Annotated in this window: 18 protein-coding genes; 8 read left to right on the top strand and 10 right to left on the bottom strand. The window is 71.2% G+C overall.

Features of this window, described 5'->3' with window-relative positions:
* Nucleotides 1-37 precede the first annotated feature (37 nt).
* The 4 genes from ACWDR3_RS09215 to ACWDR3_RS09200 are packed head-to-tail and all read right to left on the bottom strand — an operon-like array spanning nucleotide 38 to nucleotide 5905.
* Entirely contained in the window at nucleotides 38-1351 is a 1314-nt protein-coding gene (locus ACWDR3_RS09215; protein WP_450351826.1) for an alpha-glucoside ABC transporter substrate-binding protein, read from the bottom strand.
* Complete coding sequence (locus ACWDR3_RS09210) at nucleotides 1348-2577, bottom strand: hypothetical protein (RefSeq protein ID WP_450351825.1); 1230 nt, start codon at nucleotides 2575-2577, stop codon at nucleotides 1348-1350. Before ACWDR3_RS09210 ends, ACWDR3_RS09215 begins: the two co-directional genes overlap by 4 nt.
* A complete protein-coding gene (locus ACWDR3_RS09205) occupies nucleotides 2481-4859 on the bottom strand; it encodes a tetratricopeptide repeat protein (protein ID WP_450351824.1) in 2379 nt (792 codons plus the stop codon). Before ACWDR3_RS09205 ends, ACWDR3_RS09210 begins: the two co-directional genes overlap by 97 nt.
* Before the next feature lie 56 nt (nucleotides 4860-4915).
* Nucleotides 4916-5905 carry an NAD(P)H-dependent flavin oxidoreductase gene (locus ACWDR3_RS09200; protein WP_450351823.1) on the bottom strand — a complete coding sequence of 330 codons (990 nt, stop codon included), beginning with the start codon at nucleotides 5903-5905 and terminating at the stop codon, nucleotides 4916-4918.
* A 48-nt stretch (nucleotides 5906-5953) separates the two neighbouring features.
* Between ACWDR3_RS09200 and ACWDR3_RS09195 the strand changes: the two genes are divergently transcribed.
* A complete protein-coding gene (locus tag ACWDR3_RS09195) occupies nucleotides 5954-6754 on the top strand; it encodes a DUF427 domain-containing protein (protein WP_450351822.1) in 801 nt (266 codons plus the stop codon).
* A 53-nt stretch (nucleotides 6755-6807) separates the two neighbouring features.
* Here ACWDR3_RS09195 and ACWDR3_RS09190 read toward each other — a convergent pair whose 3' ends face one another.
* Nucleotides 6808-7437: a DUF2461 family protein gene (locus ACWDR3_RS09190; RefSeq protein ID WP_450351821.1), complete on the bottom strand. Its 630-nt coding sequence runs from the start codon at nucleotides 7435-7437 to the stop codon at nucleotides 6808-6810.
* Between the two features lie 96 nt (nucleotides 7438-7533).
* On the opposite strand from ACWDR3_RS09190, the gene ACWDR3_RS09185 reads away from it, so the two are divergent.
* Nucleotides 7534-8673 (top strand): M23 family metallopeptidase, encoded by a 1140-nt coding sequence (locus ACWDR3_RS09185; protein ID WP_450351820.1) that lies wholly within the window; start codon nucleotides 7534-7536, stop codon nucleotides 8671-8673.
* Between the two features lie 19 nt (nucleotides 8674-8692).
* Here the strand turns inward: ACWDR3_RS09185 and ACWDR3_RS09180 are convergent, their stop codons facing one another.
* From ACWDR3_RS09180 to ACWDR3_RS09165, 4 genes are all read right to left on the bottom strand, one after another.
* Nucleotides 8693-9733: a hypothetical protein gene (locus ACWDR3_RS09180; RefSeq protein ID WP_450351819.1), complete on the bottom strand. Its 1041-nt coding sequence runs from the start codon at nucleotides 9731-9733 to the stop codon at nucleotides 8693-8695.
* A complete protein-coding gene (locus ACWDR3_RS09175) occupies nucleotides 9733-10869 on the bottom strand; it encodes a helix-turn-helix domain-containing protein (RefSeq protein ID WP_450351868.1) in 1137 nt (378 codons plus the stop codon). Before ACWDR3_RS09175 ends, ACWDR3_RS09180 begins: the two co-directional genes overlap by 1 nt.
* 640 nt (nucleotides 10870-11509) lie before the next feature.
* Nucleotides 11510-11848 carry a hypothetical protein gene (locus ACWDR3_RS09170; RefSeq protein ID WP_450351818.1) on the bottom strand — a complete coding sequence of 113 codons (339 nt, stop codon included), beginning with the start codon at nucleotides 11846-11848 and terminating at the stop codon, nucleotides 11510-11512.
* 386 nt (nucleotides 11849-12234) lie between these two features.
* The gene (locus tag ACWDR3_RS09165; RefSeq protein WP_450351817.1) at nucleotides 12235-15321 is read right to left on the bottom strand and encodes a lantibiotic dehydratase; all 3087 of its coding nucleotides are present in this window, start codon (nucleotides 15319-15321) and stop codon (nucleotides 12235-12237) included.
* Between the two features lie 243 nt (nucleotides 15322-15564).
* Here ACWDR3_RS09165 and ACWDR3_RS09160 point away from each other — a divergent pair, with 243 nt between their 5' ends.
* From ACWDR3_RS09160 to ACWDR3_RS09135, 6 genes are all read left to right on the top strand, one after another.
* Nucleotides 15565-15717, top strand: coding sequence for a hypothetical protein (locus tag ACWDR3_RS09160; protein WP_450351816.1), 153 nt, complete (start codon nucleotides 15565-15567; stop codon nucleotides 15715-15717).
* A gap of 61 nt (nucleotides 15718-15778) precedes the next feature.
* Nucleotides 15779-17878 (top strand): B12-binding domain-containing radical SAM protein, encoded by a 2100-nt coding sequence (locus ACWDR3_RS09155; protein ID WP_450351815.1) that lies wholly within the window; start codon nucleotides 15779-15781, stop codon nucleotides 17876-17878.
* Complete coding sequence (locus ACWDR3_RS09150) at nucleotides 17875-18891, top strand: multinuclear nonheme iron-dependent oxidase (protein ID WP_450351814.1); 1017 nt, start codon at nucleotides 17875-17877, stop codon at nucleotides 18889-18891. Before ACWDR3_RS09155 ends, ACWDR3_RS09150 begins: the two co-directional genes overlap by 4 nt.
* Nucleotides 18888-19652, top strand: a complete 765-nt coding sequence (locus tag ACWDR3_RS09145; protein WP_450351813.1) for a hypothetical protein — start codon at nucleotides 18888-18890, stop codon at nucleotides 19650-19652. Before ACWDR3_RS09150 ends, ACWDR3_RS09145 begins: the two co-directional genes overlap by 4 nt.
* Before the next feature lie 26 nt (nucleotides 19653-19678).
* A complete protein-coding gene (locus ACWDR3_RS09140; RefSeq protein ID WP_450351867.1) occupies nucleotides 19679-21622 on the top strand; it encodes a RiPP maturation radical SAM C-methyltransferase in 1944 nt (647 codons plus the stop codon).
* Entirely contained in the window at nucleotides 21619-22266 is a 648-nt protein-coding gene (locus ACWDR3_RS09135) for a DUF5825 family protein (protein ID WP_450351812.1), read from the top strand. Before ACWDR3_RS09140 ends, ACWDR3_RS09135 begins: the two co-directional genes overlap by 4 nt.
* On the opposite strand, the gene ACWDR3_RS09130 is transcribed toward ACWDR3_RS09135, so the two are convergent.
* Nucleotides 22231-22998, bottom strand: coding sequence for a Stf0 family sulfotransferase (locus ACWDR3_RS09130; protein ID WP_450351811.1), 768 nt, complete (start codon nucleotides 22996-22998; stop codon nucleotides 22231-22233). The genes ACWDR3_RS09135 and ACWDR3_RS09130 overlap by 36 nt on opposite strands.
* Nucleotides 22999-23048: the final 50 nt, after the last annotated feature.

Below are 23048 nucleotides of genomic sequence, written 5' to 3'. Positions count from 1 at the left end.
CACCCGTGCCGCGGGCGGCGTACCCACACCGTTTCCCTCATCCCCCAGGACTCGCGCAGATGTCCTCCGGCGGGCGGAACGTGCGGTCGCCGCCCGACTCGGCGTTCGCCTCGCTCCGTACGGTCTCCAACTGCCCCAGCAGTGAGGCGAGATGGCGTCGGGAAGGGTCCCGGAAGAACTCCAGCACGGCCCGGTGGAAGGCGTCGCGCAGTTCGGGTGGCATCACGTCGGAGGCGTCGAAGCACAGGGTGCGGGCGCCTGAGGTCAGCAGGGAGTCGATCTCCTGCTCGTTCGGGTCCGTGGGCGTCGTCGGCGGCAGCCCGGCCGGGTCCGGGAACAACGGCCGCACTGGCGGGTCGGCCTGGGCCCGCCAGATCTCCCGGCCGGCCGGGCTGGAGAGCCGTTCGACCAGTACCTGGGCCGCCTCGTCGTCGCTGAAGACGGCTGCCATGTCGCCCGAGACCTCGAAGGTGTCCCGCTCCTCGGACCGCCCGTCCAGATAGCGGGCCGACGGCTCCACGCGGACGTCCTGGTCGGCGTAGACGTACCGGATGAAGGCGCTCTGGTGCTCGTGCGTGCAGTCGAAGCCGGGTGAGTCGAGCAGGCCGCGCGGCTGCCCGCCGGGGCCGGACGCGCCCTCGAACGACGTGGTCAGGGACTGCTCGACGGAGGCCGGGGAACGCTTGCCGAGCAGCCGTGCCCACGTGGTCCAGGCCCGTTCGACGGCCGGGGCGCGCCAGTCGAGCCGGCCGGTGGCCCACCGCGTGTAGACGTCGGGGCCCGCCTGGTGGAGCAGGATGTCCTCGACCCAGTCGGTGCCGGGCCAGCCGGAGGTAGCCTGCGAGGCCATCCCCACGCACCACTTGGGGACGGCACTCGACGCGCCCTTCCTGCTCCACACCAGGCTCTTCAGGTCGACCTTCAACGGCACCCAGTACGTACGGCGCTTGCTGTCCACGAGGAGGGTCGGCGACCACGGGGCGTAGGCGCGTTCGGCGCTCTCCTCGGCGAGGGGCTTGAGCCGGTCGCGGCGCGCGTACTCGGTGAGTTCGCCGATGCTGTTGAGGATCGCCACGTCCGGCGGGTCACCGGCTTCCAGCTGCGAGACGAGCGTCTCACGGAGCGAGCGGGTGCCTTCGTAGGTGTACCGCCGTCCGGTCCCGTCGTCGAGTTTCGCGAGGGCGGCCTCGAAGGCCTCGCCCTCCTTGCCGGTCCACGGGCCGAGGACGACCAGCGGGTCGCGGGGGCTGGGCGTGCAGCCGGGGACGAGGGCGAGCAGACAGCCCGCGAGGAGTACGCACAGCGGGCGGCGGAGGAAGAGGCGCGTGGACCGGGTCATGAGACAGGTCATGAGACGGCTCCCGGGCGGGTGACGACGAGGTACTCGCGGCGGTAGCCGTGCAGGGCGCCGGCGATCAGCGCGGCGGCGACCAGGCCGGTCGGGAACACGAAGGGGGCGGCTCCGTCCAGGACGGCGAGCCGTCCGTCGGCCAGGCCGTCGTCGATCCGGGCCCGCAGGACCTCGATGGCGCGCGGATCCGGACCGTCGAAGGGGCGCTCCTCCGCGATCACCTCGATCCGCGGCGAGGTCTGCTCGGCGAGCGCGCCTGCCAACGGGACCGCCGCGTCCTGCGCGTGCTGGGCGAGCAGCGCGTCAACTGTCAGGAGCGGTACGGCGAGCAGCGGCACGGCGGCGGCCACCAGCGGGAGGCTGAGCCGGATCCGGAAGCGGCGGCGCAGGAAGGAGACCGTCCGCCACAGTCCGGCGGCGAGCAGGACGAAGGCGAGCCCCGCGACGACCGCGGCGGCGAGCACGCCGGCGCCCCACGCGGCCCGGTGCGCGAGCCGCTCCCGCAGCCCGCGTTCCAGGCCCGACACCCGGTCGACGATCGAGGTGGCGCTGGAACCGGTGTCCGGCGGGCACGGCGGGTAGGCGTCGTCGGCCTGCGCCGGGGCGACGGACGCCGAGCAGAGCATGCTGCGCGCGTAGGTCAACTCGGCGGCGCGCAGCACCGGGTCGCTCGCGTCGCCCTGCGCCCGGCCCACCCAGCCGGTGTAGTCCACGACGAGCGCGGAGACCACCCGCAGTTCCTGTTCCTCGGCGACCGTCAACGCCCCGCTGCGGGTGACCTGGTTCAGACTCTGCGTCGCGCGCGCCACCCGCGTCCGGTACCGCTCGCTGAGCCCGCCGAGCTCCGCCGCCCGCCCCGCGGACAGACTTCGCTCGGCCTCGCCCTGCGCGACCAGCAGGGAGTTCCTGGCATCCGCGAGGTCGACCAGGGCGGGCACCACGCGCTCCCGCACGTCGGCGGAGTCGTCGCGCACACCCGTGTACGCCCAGCCGAACGCGCCGAAGCCCACCACGGCGAGCAGGGGCAGCGCCACCAACCGGTCGTGCAGATAGGCGCGGTTGCGCCGACCGGTGGCCGCCGGCCAGGCGTAACGGCAGGCGCGGCGGGCGAGTTCGCCGAAAACCGCGACTACGGCGGCCGCTGCCCGCGCGAGTCGGGTGGCACTCCGCGCGACGCCACGGAGGTGAGGGTCCGGAGCCGGTCTGCGGCTCTCTTCCCGAGCCATGGGCTGTCCCTGTGGTGTCGGAAGGCGAGCGGGCGGACTTCGTAGGCACGGTCCAGCAGGGTCTCGGCGACGCCCGCGTCCGCGGGGTCGGCGGAGCGGGCGGCCTGGTGGGCGAGGGTGACGTAGAGCCGGGAGAGGTCCTTGCGCACACCGGGTCCGTCGGCGGGGAGGCCGAGCCGCGGGTCGGCGGCCGCCGAGAGAGCGGCGAGCCCGGCCGCGTCGAGGGCGCCTCGCGCGAGCACGTCCCGCACGCTCTCCCACACCTCGGTGGTCATCCGCACCCGGGCCTCCTCGTCGGTCAGCCCGTGCGCGTGGAACAGCAGGACGAGACGTTCCAACACCCCGCGCAGCAGCACCGGTACGTCCTCGGCGCGCTCGACGGTCCGTACGTGCTCGACCCCGATCCGCACGGCCGCCGTACGGGCCGCGGTGCGGTGCCGGGAGTGCCTCGGGACGGCGTCCAGTACGCGTACGGCCTCCTCCCCCGCCCGTTCGTCCCCGAGGGCGAGGCGGGCGCGGGCGGCACCGAAGGCGGCGCCGCCCAGGGACGGATTGCGCAGCCGCACGGCCTCGTAGAACGTGAGCGCCTCGGGCCATCGCCCCAGCCGCTCGGCGCAGTGGCCGAGCGCCAGCTTCGGCGCGTACTCGCCGGGGATCGCCGCGTACACCCGGTCGAAGTGCCGCCTGGCGACGGCGACTTGGTCCCGGGCGAGCGCGACGAGCCCCCGATGCCAGTCCAACCTCCAGTCGTACGGTGCCCGTTCGGGCCCGACCGACGCCTCGGCGGCACGCAGCTCGCGCTCGGCGGCCTCCGGCCCGTCGGCGGCCGTCCGCAACCGCAGCCGACAGCGCAGGAGATGGACCTCCGTGGAGTCGCTCCAGACCGCGGTGTGCTGCAACAGCGCCTCCGGGTCGGCCTCGCCCAGCCTGCTCAGCTCCGTGTGGTGGTCGTCGTCGCGGTCGGGGCGCGGGACGGGCAGCCGCTGGGCCGCCTGCGCGGGCGTCGGCGGTGCGTACAGCGACGGCGCCCGGGGCGCCGCCCAGCGGGAGAGCGGCGGCGCGGAGCCGAGGGCGCCGTCGAGGGCGTACGGCGTCTGGAGGAACAGCGGGGACGGCTCGAAGGTCTCCGTGCCGGTCCTGAGCGACCTCAACTCCCGGAAGACACCACGCAGTTGTTCGGCCATCTCACGGGCGTCGGCGAACCGCTCGGCCCGCTCGGCCCGGGTCGCGCGGTGCAGCACCCGGGCGAGCGAGACGAGGCCGAGGCCTCGGGGGGCGGGGGTGGTGGGGCTCGGGGCGGGGGGACTTCCTGTGCCGGGCCGCGACTGGTCGGTGGCGCCCGGTGTCCCCTTGGCGACCGGGCCCGCGTCGGCGCCCTGTGCCGCCTCGGCCGTATCCGGAGCCAGCGAGGCCAGGTCGGCGAGGACGGCCAGGTCCTGGGGCGACGTGCCGAGGCCGGTCAGGCGGCGCAGTGTCTCGCCCAGGCTGAACAGGTCGTCCTGGCCGGTGGATCCGCCGTCCGGGCCGACGGTCGGGGCGCGGAACCCATACGTCGTCAGCCCCGGCGCCCCCGAGGCCCGTACGCTCCCCACGTCGATGATCTTCGTCGCGGTGCCGTCGTGCATGACGTTGCCCGGCTTCAGATCGCCGTAGACGCGGCCGGGCCGGTCGGCGTGCAGATGTCCGAGCGCGGACAGGATGCGCACGCCGTACGCGAGAACGAACTCGTGGAAGCGGCGCCCGCCGAACTCGTCCGGGTTCAGCCGCGCCCGTGCCCGCACCTCCTCCAGCGTGAGCCCGTCCACGTACTGCAGCACGAGGAAGTCGCCGACCTCGGGGTGATGGCCGTAGTTGAAGACACGGATGATGTCGTCGTGGCTGAGGTCGACCAGGGCCCGCCGCTCGCGGGCCAGCGCGCCCGCCGCGAAGGCCGCCTGTTCGGGGTGGAGGATCTTGATGGCGACCTCGCGGTCGTCGACCTTGGTGTCGAGCGCGAGGTAGACCTCGCCCATCCCGCCGTAGCCGAGCGGGCGGATCAGCCGGTACTGGCCCGCGAGCAACTGGGTGGGAGAGAGGGGCAGTTCGTCCGCGTCCACGCCGAGAGAGGCTGCGCGTTCCAGCAGCGTGATCGAGGGCAGCACGGTCGGATCCGGGTTCTCCTCGGGGAGTTCGACGTGCGCGGCCCGCAGGAACATCGGCTGCCCGGAGACCACCAGCGGCCCGAACGACCCGTCCGACTCGGGCACTTCACCGAACCCGTCGTTGCCCGCGGCCTCCTCCATGCCTCCTCAGAATAGGGCCGGGGTGCGGGAATGACTCCTTGCGGTCCGGGTGTGAATCATGGCGTCTCGATCGTGACGCCTCCCGTCGAAGGCCTTCCCGCTCGGGCGAAGGCCTCCTCGGCCTGGGCGGCGAGCGTGCCGACGAGTCCCTCCGCGGGCGGCAGATCGTTGACGAGGTCGACGGCCTCGCCGGCCCACACCGGCAGTGGCGGCAGGTCGCCTCGGGCCACGTCGGCCTGATAGGCGTCGCGGGCACGGGGGTCCGCGGCGAGTTCCGCCTCCCGGCCCCGCCAGCGGTCGAGGTAGGGGTGGCCGAGGGTGCGCGCCGTGTACCGGTCGGGCCAGGGGGACGACCTCGCGATGTCGAGCACCCGGTTGCGTTCCGTGTCCTCCCCGCGCCCCGCCACGATCGCCCGGGCGCTCGCGGGTTCGACCAGGGCCTCGGCCGTGGCCTGGAACCTGGTGCCGATGAGCGCGCCGTCGGCCCCCAGCACAAGGGCGGCGGCCAGGCCGCGGCCGTCCGCGATCCCACCGGCCGCCAACACCGGTACCGGTCCCGCCAGGTCCACCACCACCGGCACGAAGGGCAGCGTCGCCCTCCCCTGCCGGGCCCCGTGCCCACCGCTCTCCGTGCCCTGCGCCACGATGACATCGGCCCCCGCATCGAGCGCCCGGCGGGCCTCCTCCAGATCGGTGACCTGCACGATCAGCGCCGCACCGGCGGCCCGGACGCTCCCGACGAAGGGGCTCGGGTCACCGAAGGAGAGCACCACGGCGTCGGGACCGTACTCCAGGGCCTGTTCCACCGCCCCCACATCGGCCGCCCAGCACAGGAACCCGACTCCCCACGGATGCCCTCCTCCGGCCACGACCGGCAACTCCCTTGCCAGCCACTCCCGTTCACCGCCGCCAGCCCCGACCAACCCCAGCCCGCCACCCCGCGAGACGGCGGCGGCCAACGCCCCGCCGGCCGACCCGCCCATGGGCGCCGACGCGATCGGGTGCCGTACACCGAACAGTTTCGTGAACGCTGTCGACATAGTCATGCCTGTCATCATCGACTGGAGAGAACCCGAGGGAGAAGGAGAACGGACATGACCGCACTCACCACCGCCGAGTCTCTCCGCAGCACCCCGGAAGGCCTCCTCTGGGAACCCAGTGATCGCTGGGTACGCGGCCGAAAGGACAAGGTGACCGTCGTCGACAGCCGCCATCCCGTCCTCGTCTGGGAGCCCGGCGTGCCGGTGCCGCTGTACGCCTTCCCGCGCGCGGAGGTGCGCGAGGACCTGCTCCGCCCCGCGAAGAACCCGCCGACCGGCACGCACACCGGATCGCAGATCTTCTACGACCTCGAAGTCGACGGCGACCTGCTGGAGAACGCCGCCTGGACGTTCCCGGCCGCCGACCTCGCCGACCACATCGCCTTCGAGTGGTTCCGGCGCAGCGGCAGGGGCCTCGACCACTGGTACGAGGAGGAAGAGGAGATCTTCATCCACCCTCGTGATCCGCACAAGCGGGTGGACGCGATCGCCAGCAGCCGGCACGTCCAGGTCGAGATCGCCGGCACGGTGGTCGCGGACACGCACCAGCCGGTGCTCCTCTTCGAGACCGGTCTGCCGACCCGCTACTACATCCCGCGCGAGGATGTCCGCCTCGACCTGTTCACCCCCACCGACCACCACACCGGCTGCCCCTACAAGGGCACGGCCGCGTACTGGTCCTGGGCCGGCGAAGGGGACGTCCCGCCCAACCTGGTGTGGAGTTACGCGGCTCCGCTGCCCGCGGTGGGCGCGATCCAAGGGCTGCTCGCCTTCTACAACGAGGTGCTCGACATCACCGTGGACGGCGAGCGCCTGGAGCGTCCGGTGACGCACTTCAGCAAGCACCGGCCGTAGAAGGGGAGTTGGGAAACCCAAGACAAGGGGGGTTGGGCAACCCAAGGCTCGGTTCAGACGCTCACGTGCCGAACGAGCCAGGACAGCATGTCGCTCAGGTCCCCGACGGCGTCCAGCACCACGTCCACCGCCTCCGGGGTGTGCAGCCAGCCCTCGCACCCCAGCGGGCGGACCGCGATCAACGAGCGGTGGCGCAGCAGTTCGGCACGCGGATGGTCGACTGGGTAGCCCCGGGGAACCCTTTTCATGAGGTCACCGGTGACTTCGCAGTCCCCTCGCTTCCTCAACTCCGCGACGATGGCGGCGAGTTCACGACCGCTGCCTTCGGCGGCCACCGCCTGCCGGAACGTGCGGATCTCTTCGGGAACGGGGTACCACCAGGCCCCCTGGATCCGCAGTCCGTCGAGGTCGAAGCGCACCCCGATCTCGACATGGCGCGCGAGCCGGATCACGGCGCCTTGGTGCTGCCACCACCAGGAGTTCGTCCGGTAGTGCCAGACGGAGAAGTCCTCGTATGCGGCGTCCCTGTCCGCGAGGTCGTTGAGCAGCGCGATCATCGGCTGCCGCACCAGTTGCTCGCGCTCTTTCCGACACTTCTCCCGCACCGACTGCGAGGGTTCGCCCTCCAGTTGGAGCAGCACGTCGAATGCCCCCTCGGGCCACCCCGTGAACCGTTCGCCCATGCGGAGACCTTACTTGCCCATTGAGGCAACTCCGCTGCCCTTGTCCCTGTCTTCGCGGCCGGTGTCGTCCCGTCAAGGAGCCGCTAGCGTCCGAGGGTGAGCTCGAACATCCCGCCGACGTCCCCGGCCGTCGACGGCATCCCCGAACCGGCGGATGCCGAACCGGTGTTGAGCACCCCACCACCACCGCCCGCAGTCCGTCCACGCCGTCGCGGCCCCGGCCCCTTCCTCCTGATCGTGGCACCCGCGTTGGTGGCGCTCATCGGAGTGTCCGGCTACCTGGCCTACACCGGCGGCCTCTCCCCCGCGCTGTCCCAGGACGCGGATCCGGCACCGTCGGACATCAGCAACGTCGATGCCTCGTACGTCCCTTGGCTGCGCAAGGCGACCGCCGACTGCACGGTCGTCACACCGGCCGTGCTCGCCGCGCAGATCGATCAGCTCTCGGGATGGAGCGACGACACCGCGAGCCTCTCGCAGCAGGGCATCGCCCGTTTCACGGACGCCCAGTGGCGGACCTGGGGCAAGGACGCCGACGCCAACGGCCGCTCCTCACCCCACGATCAGGTGGACGCGATCATGGCGCTGGGCAGGCAGGACTGTGCGCTTGCCAAGAAGGTAACGGCCCTGAGGACCGAGGGAACCGTCAATGGCGACCTCACGGACCTGACCCTCGCCGCGTACGCGGTCGGGACGGACGCGGTGGCGAAGGCGGGCCGCGTGTCCGGCAGCGCGCTCGCGTTCGTCGACGGGGTCAAGGGACGGCGTCCGCAGTACGACGCCCTCGTACGGCGGACTCCCGAGGACACCGGCGGTCAGAACGCCTCCGCCCTGCTGTCCCCGCCGGTCACCACCCTCACGATCACCTCCCCCTTCGGCTCGCGCAAGCACCCGCTCACCGGCGTCACCAAGCTGCACACCGGGGTGGACTTCGGCGCGCCGAAGGGCGCCCAGGTGTCGGCCGCGCGGGACGGCCGGGTCGAGTTCGCGGGCATGACCACGGCGTACGGCAACCGCGTGGTGATCGACCACGGCACGATCGCCGGCAAACGGCTGGAGACGACGTACAGCCACCTCTCCGCCCTCCAGGTCACCGTCGGCCAGTCGGTGACCACGGGTTCCCCGGTGGGCCTCGTCGGCTCCACGGGCCTGTCCACGGGTCCTCATCTGCACTTCGAGGTGCTTCTGGACGGTCAGTACATGGACCCGGTGCCTTGGCTCAGGCCGCCCGGCTGACGCACGGGACTCGATGGCACTACGCCGTGTCGTCCGGGGCGGGCGCGGGCGAGCGCCGGTAGCGGTCCAGTGCTGCGGCGTGCTCGTGGTACGGGATGCGGGGGATCCGGGAGACCAGGGACCACATCACGCGCTCGGCGGCCAGTTCCTTGGGCATGTCCAGACCGAGCGACGCGGCCAGGGGGAGTCGCCCGACGTTGACCAGGGCCCGCACGGCGGCGGCCCACTCATCCGTGGCGCTGACGGCGCAGCGGTACCAGACGGGGACGAGGGCGGCGAGGACGAGGGCGGTGGACACTGCGACCGGTCTGCCGGTGGCAGTGACGACGAGGGTCACGGCTGCCGCGAACAGGACGGCGAGGTGGCCGTAGAGCAGGCAGACGAAGAAATCGACGCTGGTCCGTGCGGTGTCGACCTGGCGGCGGGCCTGCTCCGGAGCGGTGGCGGTCAGTTCGTTCCACAGGAGCTGCGAATCCAGCTGATAGCGGTCGTGGGCGTAGACCTCGAACCGGCGGATGGCGTTGCCGAGTCGGGTCGGCGCGAGGTGGCCGTCGCCGACCGGGTAGCGGGCCAGGCGCTCTTGCAGGAGGGACCGGCCGGTGACGGTGCTGCGCCGGTCGAGGCTGCGGTAGCGGGTCAGGTGAGGGCTCTGGCGCAGGAGCGTGAGGTCCGCTCTGTCGAGGGCGGACAACTCGGCCTCGGTGGCCCGGCGTTCGAGGCGCATGAGCAGCAACCGGTCGGTCAGACAACGCCTGATGGCCTGATGGCGGCGGCAGCCGTGTTCGTACGCCGGCGGGGGCCACAGCAAGTAGCCCTCCAGGATGCGGTAAAGGGGATTCTGCAGGGCGTTCAGCACCAGCCCCAGCATCAGCGAGGCGGTGAGAAAGGCCAACGCGCCACGGCCCTCGGCCAGGCCCCATACGTGGGCGAACGGCGAGACCCCGCGCAGGCTGGGCAGCAGGGTCGTGGTGAGGACGGCGAGGTTGAGCGCGGTGGGCAGCACCCACCCGACCAGCAGTGCCCAGGCGCCGCCCAGCGCTCCCTTGGCGATGTCTCCCATCAGGCGCCGGTACCCCGTCGAGCGGGCAGCGGACCGGCCGGCGGTGTGGGCGGCGGGGCCGGCCACTCGTCGTCGTCCGGAGCCGGTGAGGGCCCGGGCGAGGTGTGAAGGATCCCGCCGTCCACGGGGTGGCGAGCACGGTAGGCCGCCCGGTACACGGCCGGAGAGGAACCCATCTGTCGGCGGAAGTGACCCCGCAGGGCCACCGGGGAGCGGAATCCGCAGCGTTGGGCGATCTCGTCGACGGAGTACTCGGAGGTCTCCAGGAGGCGCTGCGCCTGGAGAACTCGCTGTGTGCTCAGCCACTGCAACGGGGCACTGCCCGTGAGCTCACGGAAGCGCCGGTCGAAGGTGCGCCGGCTCATGTACGCGCGTGCTGCCAGCGTCTCGACGTCGAACTGTTCGTGGAGGTGCTCCAGCGCCCAGGCGACGACCTCGGTGAGCGGGTCGGCGCCGATCTCGTCCGGCAACGAGCGGTCCAGGTGGCGCCCCTGAGCTCCCGTCCGGCGCGGCTGGACGACCAGGCGCCGGGCCAGCGCGTCCGCGGCCTCGTTGCCGTGGTCGGTGCGCACGATGTGGAGGCAGAGGTCGATTCCGGCCGCGGTACCCGCGGAGGTCAGGACGTCTCCGTCATCGACGAAGAGTTCTCTCGGATCCACGTGCACCGAGGGATAGCGCTTGGCCAGCGTCGGTGCGTACATCCAGTGTGTGGTCGCGGGGCGGCCGTCCAGCAGGCCCGCCGCGGCCAGGACGAACACTCCCGTGCCGAGTCCGACGATGCGGGCGCCTTCGTCGTGAGCCCGGCGCAGTGCGTCGAGCGCGTCCTCAGGCGGTAGTGAAGTGATCGAACGCCACGCCGGTACGACGACCGTGCCCGCCCGTGACATCGCTTCCAGGTCGTACGGTGCGATCAGTTCCACGCCTGCCGTCGTCCGCAGTGGGCCTTCTTCGCCTCCGCACACGAGCAGTCGGTAGCGCGGCACACCGGCGTCCTGGCGGTCGATCCCGAACACCGACAGCGGTATGGAGCTTTCGAAGAGGGGGCCGCCGCTGAACAGCAGAGCAGCGACGATCTCCTTGCGGCGGCCTCGCGGCACCTTCGGTGTCGCGGTCTCCAAGGCGCTGGGCTTCCTCACCGTGGAGGACGGGGACGGGGGCTGTGGCTGTGGGAGCACTTGAGGCCGGCCGACTTCACCGCCGGACTCCTCTCGGGGACCGGCGGTCGACCTGAACTGGCTCACCAGCAACCGGAGCGGACCGGCGGCATGCGGTCGGCTCCGGAGCACACGGCGCAATCGCATGCGCAGTTCCGCCTCGACGTCGGCGGCCGTGTCCCGCTCGCCATGTTCGGCGGCGTGCAGCAGATCGCCGCGGGCTCGGTCCAACTCCTGCCGGACGCCGGTCGCGTGCGTCTCGCTCCCCGGCTCGTCGTCGACGAGAAACGCGACAAGGGCGTCGCGGACGGCCGGCCAGGAGTCGTCCCGCATGTGCCGCACCAGCTCAGCCGCACAGACCGCGACGAAGTCGTTCAACGAAGCCCCGCTTTCCCAGCACTCTCCCGGCAGCCGGTGGACTGCCGGAAACACGGTAGGAGGAATGACCAACTCTGCACACCCGGTACGGTCTTGAACTCGTGCGACAGACCCGACCTGGCCGCTCTCGCAACAATGCCGGTGCACGGTCCGTGCTTTCGCTATGCCGTCGCATCGGATCCTGGGAGCATTTAGGTTGATCCGGACACCGGAGCAACGTGGGGGTCTGTCGTGAAATCCGCTCTCAAACTCCTCGCGGTCCCGCGGCCCTGACCGGGCAGTCGGCGGCCTCGTTCACCGCCTTGCCGGAAGTCGCGATGTCGTCGACCACCTGCGCAGGGAGAGCGTCGGTGCCGATCGTGCCTTCGCGGGGCTCGGAAACCTCTACGTTCGGGCGGGTTCTGAGCCACGCCACCAGATCAGACGCGGTGCTGTGCACCCCGGCGGCAGGTTTCCGGTCCTTGCCCACCGGGATGAGATCGGACCAGAACAGGACCCGGTGCAGATCCCAACTGCCCTCCGGCGCCACGGAGAACTCGACGGGCTGGTCCTCGGGGCTCTCCCACCGTCCGGTGAAAGTCACTGTGAATTGCCCGTTGAAGAAATGCGACGTCCGGTGCGGGCCTGCCGGCAGGCTTCCGGGATCCGAACCCCCCGAGAGGCACTCCGGGCGAAGCCCGGGATGCCCGCAGACGCGGTGGCTGTCGGAGCCGGAGCCGAAGTCCTCGATGAACCCGCAGAGTTGTGCGAGCCGGCGGAGCCGCCGCAGCCGATGACGAGGACGGTGCTGCGGCTCTATCTCTCCGACGTTGCGTACGGAGGCAGGAGCCACCTGTTCGCCATCGGGATCGAGGGGAGGGACCAGGCCGACCTCAAGACCTTTCTCCCCGATGCGGAGCGACTGATCGCCGGCGCCGACGCCCCTGTAGGTCCGGCACCTTCATGACCCACTGTTGCGACCGTGATTCATCACCCACTGCTGCGACCGTGAGGATCCGTCCTCGCGCGTGCCGTCCAGCTCAGCGCGGCGGCTCTGGCCAGGTGCAGGTGCGCGCGTTCCTCGGGAAGTCCCGGCCCGTGCATCCGGACGTGGTGGAGATGGAGCAGGTCCGGAAGCAGGTCCTGCGGGGACAGCGTTCCCGCGCCCTCAAGTGCGGTGCGGTACGCGGCCAGTGCGGCTCGGCGTGCGGACCAGCTCGCGGTAACGCGCGCGTCCAGCACCAGGGTGTCGGGGGCGGTGGGCGTGAGGAGGGCGGTCGTCAGGGCGATGGTCTGGTCGTAGATCGCTCGGGGTGGGGCGCTCCGCTCCGTGTGGGCGTGCCCGACCAGCCAGCGCATCGCCTTCGCGACGTCTCTGAGCAGGCCGACGGCGATGTCCACCATGCTCGCGGCGGTCACCGCGCGAGCGTCATGACCTTTCTGCGCGGTGAGTTGGGCGAGGACGGCGGCCGAGTCGGCCGCGAAGTACTCCTCGGCCGCTTCCATCGCCGTAGGGCCGCCGAAGCGCGCGGTCTGCGGGTAGTAGGTCTCCAGGCTCGTGTGGGTGATCAGGCCCGCGTGCCGAAGCCGCCGGGTCCACTCGCCGATCTGCTCGACGGCGGTACCGAGGGAACCGGGCGCGCAGGACAGTCGAAGACTTACGTGGTCCTCGGGGTCGCAATGGCGGACGAACCACCAGCGGGGTTCTCCCAACTCCCCGAGGAGGGACGACAGATGCCGGGTCAGCAGTGGGTCCTGACGGTCGCGGTGCCCGTACAAGCTGACGGAGAGCAGGTTGCCGCTGCCGGGGAGTCGGCCGTGGTCGCGCGTCACGACGTCGCGCGATTCGCGGACCGGTGCGCGAGGCTCGTCCGCAGCCGCCAGGGGGATGACGATCTCGTGGGCGCGACCGCCGGTCCAGCCCAGGTCACCGGGTTCCGGTGCGGCCCGTAGCAACACCTTCCCGTCACGCTCCACATGCGTACGGAGCAGGACCCGGTGCGAGGGCTCACTCAGGTCCAGGTTCATACGACGGTCTCCGTCGCCCAGGTACACGTGCTCGGGCAGGAGCACCTCACGACGCCACTCGGCCAGGGCCTTGTCCCACTGCGGCCATGGTGTCCGCGCGTCGGGCAGGTCGTCCGCGCCGAGCGTCCAGCGGGCCGGGGACAGTACGGTGCGCCCGTAGCGCAGCGCGGGGAGGAACGGCAGGCTGGAGACGGCGGCTCCCCACGCGAACCCGGTGCACGGGACGGCCAGTGCCACCGGAGCTTCGACCAGGAACCGTGCCAGCGGATGGGTGTGCTGGGTCAGATCCACGGCGTTCAGCAGCATCGTGTGCACCGGGCGACGGCGGGAGACCGAGACCAGGTGCAGTTGGTCGTCATCGGCCGTCACCGCCAGGTCCGTCAGGGGCAGTTGGCCCGTGTCCGGGCCGGGGTGGTCGCCGAGGGGGATCACCAGCTCCGCCACCTGCGGGGTGAGCGCGACGTTCGCCGAGCGTACGTACAGCGGGGTGGTGCTGATCTGCGCGATCAGCGCGTCCTGCTGTACGCCGGGGAGGGCCGCGTACACGCCAGCCATCCGGCGGCGGTCGTCGGCGTCGAACAGGTGGAGAAAGCGCCCGGTGCCCGCTCCGGCCGCACGGGCCACCCCGCCGACGTGCAGCGTGAACTCCCCTTGTTCCAGGGCGGATACGCTCGCGGCGTGGATCCGCACGGTCACCTCGGTGCTCGGCTGCACGGGCCTGCCGGGATCCACCACCGCCAGTTCGTCGATCGCGGCATCGTCGAGTCGGACCTCGTGGCGGCGCCTCATCGCGGCGGTGTACGCGAGGCTCAGCAGCCGGCTGTCGCGGGCGGTCAGCGTCGGGGCCGTCGAAGCGGCTGTGGAGCCGAGGTAGCCGGACGGGTAGCCGAGTTGGTCGATGGCGTCCAGGGCGGGAACCGCCGCTCCCGGGCCGTAGCGCTCCAGGAAACGGGCGTGCCAGGCGGCCCACTCGGGGCTCAGCGCCGCCCGCGGTGCCAGGCGCGTGAGCACCGCGGCGGCCGCCGCCACCTCCTCGGCCACCGCCTCCGGGATCACCAACTCCCAGTCCAACCGCAGGTCGAGGGCGAGCCCGGGTTCCGCAGCGGGACACAGCCGTCTCATCACGGCGCTCACCCGCGCACGTTCAGCACGAGCCCCCACACCCGCGGCAGTCGCGTCGTCGTGCCGTGCCAGTCCCGCCTTGACCTCGCGCAACTCGGTGGCTTCGACCGCGGGCAGGTGCGGTGCCTGTCCGAGCAGGGCGGCGATCGGGTCGGAAGCCGTGACCGCGGGACGCAGGCCGGTGATCAGGAATCGCTGTCGTACGAGGTTCGCGAGCAGGTTCTCGATCGCGGTGGGCGAAGCCTCAGGGAAACCGGCGGCGAGCGTTTCGGCGAGAACCGCCCACAGAACGGGCACCCTTGCCCCGTCCATGGCCATGCGGACCGGCTCGGTCGCGCGGATCCCCACGTGCACGGGGTCGCCGCCGTTCGCGCTGCTTGAGCGGTGCTCGATCATCAGGCGTCCATCGCGCTCGAACGCGAGGCTGGAAGCGAGCAGCGTCAATTGGGGGCATAGCTCACGGTGTTCCTCCAAGCGATCGACCAGAGCCGCGGTCCAGGCCGCGTCCGGCCTGGTGATCGCCCGGTGCTTCGTGCCCGTGCGCAGCAAGGGAGTTGCCCCGGTGCGGGCAACCTCGACACCGGCGAACAGGCCGAACGGAGTGGCACGCGAACGGGCGCGCAGCAGATAGCGCAGCACCGAGAACACCGCGCGCCGCACGGCGGGTTCCGGCACCGGATCGCCGACGCAGATCTGATGCACCCGTCTCGCCAGGTCCGGGCTGGAGAACTCCACCGCGGTGGCGAAATCCGTTGCCTGCCACAGCTGTTGAAGCCACGCCCGCCACGACTCCGTGTGCGCGGACGGACCGGTCAGGTCCGGCCAGACCACCGGACGGTCGGGACGCCCGACCGCCGCCCGAACCACGGCCGCATCGACATGGCGGTACAAACGGCCCTCCAGCAGCACAACGACGTTGTCCGCCATACGGCGTTGACCTCTATTTTTCCGAACCGCGCGGCGCCGAGGGCGATTATGAGTCATGGTCATCGTGACCGGCGCTGCGCCACCCCGGTGCCCCGGAGTCTCCATGAGTCGTTGAACTGGCTGAATGCCGCCCCAACTAAACGACGACGTATGGGCTGTTGACGGACGCACCGTCTAGCTTAGCGTGGGCGCCGCACACGGCAATCGGCACATTCCGATCATGTCTGCGAAGGGGAGAGAATCATGACCGCAGCGTCTATTGAGAAACTCGTCGATGAGGAATTCGGTGAGCTCGAAGAACTCCAAGTGATCGACTCCAGCGAGCTGAAGCTCGGCGCGGCCTACCACACGTACACCTACATCGCGGCGGAGAGCACCGAGGACATCCCCGACTAGGACGTCCGGGAGCCGAGGCAACTCTTCGACGGACGAGACCGGTGGGACGAGGAGGTGGGTCGTGCCGTCCAGCCAGTCGGCGGACCCTACCCGCACCGACGTTCTGCTGCTCTTCCCGCCGCAGACCGAGGCAAGGTTCTTCCCGTATCTGAGCCTGCCCTACCTCACCGGCCACCTGCGCCGCCGGGGTCGGCGGGTGCACCAGGCCGACCTGAACATCGCGGTGCTCCACGAACTGCTGCGCTGTCCCTCGCTGTTGGACGACGCGGTCCGCGCCCAGGACACAGGCGACGACGGTACGGCCGTGAGCGACTGGTATCGCCGAGCGGTCGCCGACGTATTCGCCACGCACATCGGCGAGTTGCGTGCCCACGTCCTGCACAAGGAGTCAGCCGGCGAGCTGGGCCCCGACCGCGCGGTCCGGCTCGCCACGCTGGCCCTCGAACTCCTGGTCCGCGACACCTTCCTGGTACGGACATGGGAGGACCTCGGTCAACTCGACGATGCCGTACGCCAGGTCGCCGACCGGCCGCCCGCCGCGTCGGACGTACCGGTCGCCTCGCTGCACCGCATGGTGACCGAGCTGCTCGACCACCATCGGCCCCGGGTGGTCGGCCTGTCCGTCGCGTTCTTCAGCCAGCTCGCGCCCGCGCTGCTGATCGCCGCCTGGATCCGGCGGCTGGCGCCGGACACCCAAATCTGTCTGGGCGGCCAGCAGGTGATGCTCCGTCACGACAGGCTCGCCCAACTGCCCGGAGTCCGGGAGACGGTGGACGCCCTGTGCCCGACCGCCGGGGAGGAGCCGCTCGAACGCTGGTTGGACGCGCTGGACGGGACACTTGCGCTCACCGCCGTGCCCGGCATGACCTGGCTGCCGCGCTCCGGGGGCGAGCCGCGCACAGGGCCCCCGGTGACCCTGCGCTTCCGTGACCTCGGACCACCCGACTTCACCGGACTGCCGTTCCGCTCCTATCTCAACGAGGCTTTGGAGCTCGCGATCGTCTCGTGCGTCGGCTGCTACTGGGGGCGATGCGCGTTCTGCTCCTACGGCAACCGGTCGCTCCCGCAAGGGAGTTACCAGCAGGGCACCGCGACCCAGATCGCCGACGCCGTGGAGGCCGTGGTCCAGACAACGGGCACCCGGTACGTGTCGGTCGCGGACGAGAACACCAACCTGCGGCTGATCCAGAAAGCGATGACCGCGGTACGCGAACGCGGCATCCGGGTCCGATTCGGCGTGCGCAGCCGACTGGAAGGCGCCCTGACCGACCCGGAGTTCTGCCACGACCTCGCCTCGGTCGGCTGCGCGATGATCTCGGTCGGCTACGAGGGCACCTCGCAGCGCCTGTTGGACAGGGTGGACCGGGGCGTGCGCGCGGCCGACTACCAACGGATCCTCGACAACCTCGACGCGGCGGGCATCACCGTCCGGTTCACCGTGATGGGCCAGGTCCTGGACGAGACGCCGGACGAGTTCGAGGCCTCCCTGCGCTTCCTCGTCGACAACGAGCGGCGGATCGGCATCGACGCGCTGGAGCTGATGGTGGCAGAGCCCGGCAGCAGGCTCGTGGGCAGCCCGGAGGAGTACGGGCTCTCCCTCGACACCTCCGAACGCCTCGCGGGCAACCCCGAGTTGAGCTACCTGGCCGGCCGGGTCGGCCACCCGCTGACGGTCCCCGGTGGCCCCACGCGCACCGAGGCGCTGGACCGGCTGGTGCGGATCTTCGACACCGTCAGACCGGGCCGGGCGAACGGCTCGGCACCCACCCGCTCCACCGCGAACGGCCATCGCACGCCCGCCGTCGCGGCCCTGCGCCCGCACACATGGGTACGCGCCATGCCCGCGTACGCCGACGACCGCACGGCCGATCGCGTCACCCTCGCCGACCTCGTCCGGGAGCGGTTCTACGCACTCCCCCGCACCGACGTGGAACAGCGCGCCGACGGCCTGCTCACGGCCCGCACCGACCGTGGCAGCCGGCTGCTGGCCCGCCTGGCCGACGCGGCGGCGGGCACCCCCGATCCGACACAGTCAACCGACCCAGCGCATTCGACCGGCCGGGCACATGCAACCGACCGAGCGCATGCAACCGACCGAGCGCATTCAGCAGACCCGGCGTATTCAGCCAACCCGGCCCCCTCAGCCAGGAGTTCGTCATGACGCACCCGCCGCGCACCGCACCCGGCGGCGCCCGAACCGTCACCGACATCGCAGCCCCACCCCGGATGGGCCTGGGGGTGCTGATGGACATGCCGTGGGGCGGCGGACGCCTCGGCAGGCGCGGCATCGGATTCGTGGAGAGCGACGACGGCGGCGGCGACATCACCGACCGCGTCCGCGCCTTCCTGCACCGCCACGGCGGCGACTTCGCCTACTCGGCCCTAGCGTTCCAGCCGCGCTCACGCGCCCGCGTACGGCCGGCCGACTACGTGCGCGCCTACGACCGCTTCTTCGAGGCGGTGCCCACCGGGCTGGCCCGCGCCTTCCACCAGACCGAGCTGAACATGGGCACGCCCGAGCGCTACGACCGCCGCCCGGCCGCCGAGTTCACCAACGAACTGGCCGCCCGCTACGGCTTTTCCTGGGTGGTCGAGGACCTGGGCATCTGGAGCCTGCGCGGCATACCGATGCCCTATCCGCTCCCGCCGCCGCTGACCGAGCCGGGCCTGGAGCTCGCCACCCGGAACGTGGCGGAGGCGGCCCGGCTGCTCGAACCGCCGCTGCACGTCGAGTTCCCCGGCTTCACCGAGGGCGGCTCGTTCGTCCTCGGGCACATGGACGCCTTCGAGTACTTCGCCCGGCTCGCGGACGACGCCGACGTGCGGGTGACGCTCGACGTCGGTCATCTGCTCAGCTACCAGTGGCTGAGGGGACGTACCGGAAAGAGCATGTACGACGGGATCGAGGCCCTGCCCCTGTCCCGTTGCCGCGAACTGCACCTGTCGGGCTGCCAGATCGTGGGCGGCAAGTTCCGCGACCTGCACCACGGCGTCCTGCTGGACGAGCAGTTGGAGCTCACCGAGTATCTGCTGCCGCGCTGTCCGAACCTCCTCGGGGTGTCCTACGAGGACCCGATGTACCGCGAGGACGGGCAACTGGTCGAGAAGTCGCGGCGGAACTACGCGCGGCTGCGAGACCTCGTCGCCAACTGGCAGCGTGGGGAGGCGGCATGACCACGGTGGAACCGGGCGCGTCGCTGGACGGCGAGCAACTGACCGACCTGCTCATGCGGTTGCTGCTGGACGCGGACCTGCGGGCCCGGCTGGCCGACGAGGGTGCCGCGACCGTGGCGGCGGATCCGGGCGAGCTGGAGTGTCTGGCCTCCGTCGATCTGGCCGAACTGGACACCACCGCACGGCGGTTGCGCTCCCAGGTCTGGCGGCCGGGCAGCGGCGGCAGCCTCGCGACCACGTTCCCGCGCAGCCTGCGACTGCTCCAGGACACCGGTGCCTCGGAGTCCGACCTGCTCACCGGCTTCCTCGGCTCACCGCACTTCACCCGGTACCGGCTGATCCCGTACACCGCCCCCGGGTTGTCGGCGGAGGAGGCGTTCGCGTCCTACCTGGTGGATGGCGTCGGGTCAGGGGTGCTGCGCGACACCGTGACCCACGAGTTGATGATCGCCCTGTTCACGGCGCTGGCGTGCGAGCAGCCGCTGTCGTTCGTGATCGAGGCGGAGGGGATCGTCGCCACGGACCGAGGCCACGCTGCCGTGCGGACGTACGCGGCGGCGTCCGCAGCCACCTGGGGAGCCACCTCGGGCGAACGCCCCGACGCCGGGGGCACGGACGTGGTGCACTACGCGTACTTCACCACGCCCGCCGGGCTGGCTCACGGCGTGGTGTCCGGGCGGGTGGCGGAAGCCTTCGACGCCGAAGCGACAGACGGGCGCGAGACCGCGCAGCAGGCACTGGCCCGCCGCGGACTGTGGTGACGGGGAGAGGAACCGCCTTGCACATCGTGTTGGTGGACATGCCGTGGTCGTCGCTCGACGCGCCGTCCCTCGCCCTCGGCATTCTCAAACGCCGGATCCTCGACGTCTTCCCCGACGGCGCCGCGGACGTCGAAGTGGTGCACGCCAACCTGGACTTCGCCGACTGGGTGTCCGCTCGTACGGAATACGGCTTCGAGGAGTACGAGTTCTGCTCGACCTCGTACTTCTCCGGGCACAGCGAGTGGATCTTCTCGGCCGCCCTCAACGCCCAACCCCGTTGGCGGGTAGCCGAGTTCACCGATCACTTCGGCGGGAAAATGCCGGAGCACATGCTGGCCAAGGCGCGCGAACTGCACGAACTCGCGCCGCTGTTCGTCCGGGAGACCGCCGCCAAGATCGCCGCCACGGCACCGGACGTGGTCGGCTTCACCACCACGTTCGCGCAGAACGCGGCGGCCCTCGCGGCGGCCCGCGTGGTCAAAGAACTGACACCCGACACCACCACCGTCTTCGGCGGCGCGAACTGCGACGGCCCTCAGGGCGCCGCGCTGCACCGCAACTTCGAGTACGTCGACTTCGTGGTGCGCGGCGAGGGCGAGATCGCGTTCCCCCGACTGCTCGCCGCGCTCCGCGACGGCGATGCCGACGACCTGACCGCCATCCCCGGCCTGTGCCGCCGCGATGCCAACGGCCGGTCCGTGGCGCATCCCATGGACGCGGCCCCGCTGCCCCCGGGCGCACTGGTCACCCCGGACTACGGCGACTACTTCGAGCGGCACGCGCAGTCCACGGCGGGCAGTTGGGTGGAACCGCGGCTGGTGGTGGAGGCCTCGCGCGGATGCTGGTGGGGCGAGAAGCACCACTGCACCTTCTGCGGCCTCAACGGCTCGTTCATGGAGTTCCGCAGCAAGGACCCGCGGCGGTTCGTGGACGAGATCCTCGGCCTGGTCGAGCGCCACCGCGTCCTCGACGTCTGGGTCACCGACAACATCCTCGACATGGCCTACCTCAACTCCATGGCCCCGCTCCTCCAGGAGTCCGGGTACGACCTGCGCCTGTGCTACGAGATCAAGTCGAACATGCGGCGCGAGCAGTTGGCGACGCTGTACGCGGCCGGAGTCAGCTATGTGCAGCCGGGCGTGGAGAGCCTCAGCAGCCGGGTGCTGAAGCTGATGGACAAGGGGGTGACCGGCTGCCAGAACGTACGGCTGCTGCGCGACGCGGAGACCGTCGGGGTCAACCTCAGCTGGAACTACCTCTACGGCTTCCCCGGTGAGACCGACGAGGACTACGACGAGATCATCGAGCAGCTGCCCGCGCTGCACCATCTCGGACCGCCGGCCAACTCCACCCGCCTGAAGGTCGAACGGTTCAGTCCTTACTTCGACCGCCCGGAACTGGGCTTCGCCGAGCTGCGCCCCGCCGCGCACTACCAGCACATCTACGACCTGCCGGACGACGAACTCGCCGACCTGGTCTACATCTTCGACTCAACGAACCAAGGCATCGCCGACGCCTGCCGCGACCGGCTGCGCGCGGCCGTCGCCGACTGGACGGGCGCGTACCCGCGCAGCCGCCTGACCCACTGCGACCTCGGCGGACACATCGTCCTGGTCGACACCCGACCGGGCTTCTCCTGGCGGCTGTTGGACCTCACGGACCCGTTCGAGGTGGCGGTGTTCCGGCTGCTCGACACGCCGCACAGCGTGCCCGCGTTGGTGCGCAAGGCGGCTGCCCGGTGCGCGGACGCAGGGGCGTCGGCCGGCGAGGTGACGGAGAAGCGCGTGGCCGGCCTGTTGGCACGTTGGCAGGCCCTCGGCCTGGTCTTCGCCGAGGGCGGGCAGTACGTGCAGGTCGCGCCCGCCGTGGCCAACCAGGATCTGCTGCGGCTCGACGGCGCCGGACTGCGCGGGGACGACACATCGCTCGTTCCCGCTCTGGTGGCCCCGGCCCGAGGAGACGCGCGATGAAGACGGAGCTGACCCTCTGGAGGGACCGCGACCCGGCGGCCACGCGCCTGCCGGGCATGTACTACGGCACCCTCGACGAACCACCGGACGCCCCGACGGAAGCAGTCGCACAACTGGCCGCGGAGGGCGTCCAGTTCGTCCAGATCCACGAGCCCGTGGACCTCACCGATCCGGAGGGCGCGTCCGCCGTGGCCGTTCTCCTCGCCATCCGGGAACTCACCAGCCACGGCATAGCGGTGGACTGGACCCTGCGCATGCCCGACCCGGCCGAGTGGCGAGCGCTGAGCCACCTCCATCCCCCGGCAGCCGTCTTCGGCGGCTCCACGGAGGCGGAGACCGAACACGACGTGGTCACCGCGTGGCGCGGCTCGTTCCACATCGCCAAGTGCGGCTACCGCCGCGGCCCCGGTTTCCTGGAGATCCGCGACCACCGCTGGGGTTCCTTCCGACGCCTGGTCGTCAACGCCCCCCGGAGCACGGCGTTCCAGGGCCTGCTGGACGGTGTCCCGGTGATCGCGTCGGCATCGACGGAGCGGGTCCTGGAGCGTCACCTGCGCGAGAACCTGGTCCATCGCGCCGGGCGCTACCTGTGGTGGACGCCGTACCGCCTACGACGTTGGCCGCTCAGCACGACGATCCCGTAGGAACCTCTCGACCCACTGTTCCGTCAACTCGTCGGCCTGGCGCCTGATCCCGGGAGCCGGCACGGACGCGGGCGCGCCGACACCGAGGAAATCGAGGCAACCCAGCAGACCTGCCTCGTAGTCGGCGACCAGATCCTCGTAGACGACGGTGTACGGGGAGACACCGTGCCGCCCGAAGTACTCCTCCCAGACCGACAGATCACGGTCGAGCATCCGCAGATGCCGGCGGATCTCCTCGTAGCTGTACCGGGGAGCGGCGCGCGTGCTGCCCTCCGGCAGAAAGGTCCCGTCCAGGATCCAGACACCGGTCTGCTCGGCCATGGTGTACGACACGGCCTGGCGCAACCGGTCTCGGCGTTGGATCCAGATGTACCGGGGTGCCTGGAGGATGTCGTACGGGTCGGCCTCCAGGCTCCCGAGATGCCCCGCGTGGATCCGCAGGCCGAACACGCCGTTGGGGCTGGTCCGGCATGTCATCAACTGCCGTACATAGCCCGCCGCGAGCTCCTGCGGATCACCGGAGTCGAATCCCCACCGCTCGAAGTAGTCCAGCACGAAGGCGTCGGCGAAGTAGTCCTCGGCGAAGCCCGCCAGCCCGGTGTGCCACAGGGCGCGGGCGAGCATGTTGCTGCCGCATCGCGGGGTCGACGCGAGCACGTAGCGCACCGGCGGCAGACCGGCGAAGGGCGGGAAGTCGAACTCCGAGTCGTTGGTCCGATAGCGCAGCGCCATGAGACCACTTTCGCGCCCGGCACGAGTGGTTGTCACCGGCTCCGTGGCGC

The sequence above is a fragment of the Streptomyces sp. NPDC001002 genome, from assembly GCF_053599215.1.
This window is presented reverse-complemented; position numbering and strand designations above follow the sequence as displayed.

Excerpts from the sequence above, each read along its gene's own strand:
- ACWDR3_RS09215 (WP_450351826.1), bottom strand. The coding sequence starts at position 1,351 with ATGACCTGTCTCATGACCCGGTCCACGCGCCTCTTCCTCCGCCGCCCG.
- ACWDR3_RS09210 (WP_450351825.1), bottom strand. The coding sequence starts at position 2,577 with ATGGCTCGGGAAGAGAGCCGCAGACCGGCTCCGGACCCTCACCTCCGT.
- ACWDR3_RS09205 (WP_450351824.1), bottom strand. The coding sequence starts at position 4,859 with ATGGAGGAGGCCGCGGGCAACGACGGGTTCGGTGAAGTGCCCGAGTCG.
- ACWDR3_RS09200 (WP_450351823.1), bottom strand. The coding sequence starts at position 5,905 with ATGACTATGTCGACAGCGTTCACGAAACTGTTCGGTGTACGGCACCCG.
- ACWDR3_RS09195 (WP_450351822.1), top strand. The coding sequence starts at position 5,954 with ATGACCGCACTCACCACCGCCGAGTCTCTCCGCAGCACCCCGGAAGGC.
- ACWDR3_RS09190 (WP_450351821.1), bottom strand. The coding sequence starts at position 7,437 with ATGGGCGAACGGTTCACGGGGTGGCCCGAGGGGGCATTCGACGTGCTG.
- ACWDR3_RS09180 (WP_450351819.1), bottom strand. The coding sequence starts at position 9,733 with ATGGGAGACATCGCCAAGGGAGCGCTGGGCGGCGCCTGGGCACTGCTG.
- ACWDR3_RS09165 (WP_450351817.1), bottom strand. The coding sequence starts at position 15,321 with ATGGCGGACAACGTCGTTGTGCTGCTGGAGGGCCGTTTGTACCGCCAT.
- ACWDR3_RS09160 (WP_450351816.1), top strand. The coding sequence starts at position 15,565 with ATGACCGCAGCGTCTATTGAGAAACTCGTCGATGAGGAATTCGGTGAG.
- ACWDR3_RS09150 (WP_450351814.1), top strand. The coding sequence starts at position 17,875 with ATGACGCACCCGCCGCGCACCGCACCCGGCGGCGCCCGAACCGTCACC.
- ACWDR3_RS09145 (WP_450351813.1), top strand. The coding sequence starts at position 18,888 with ATGACCACGGTGGAACCGGGCGCGTCGCTGGACGGCGAGCAACTGACC.
- ACWDR3_RS09135 (WP_450351812.1), top strand. The coding sequence starts at position 21,619 with ATGAAGACGGAGCTGACCCTCTGGAGGGACCGCGACCCGGCGGCCACG.
- ACWDR3_RS09130 (WP_450351811.1), bottom strand. The coding sequence starts at position 22,998 with ATGGCGCTGCGCTATCGGACCAACGACTCGGAGTTCGACTTCCCGCCC.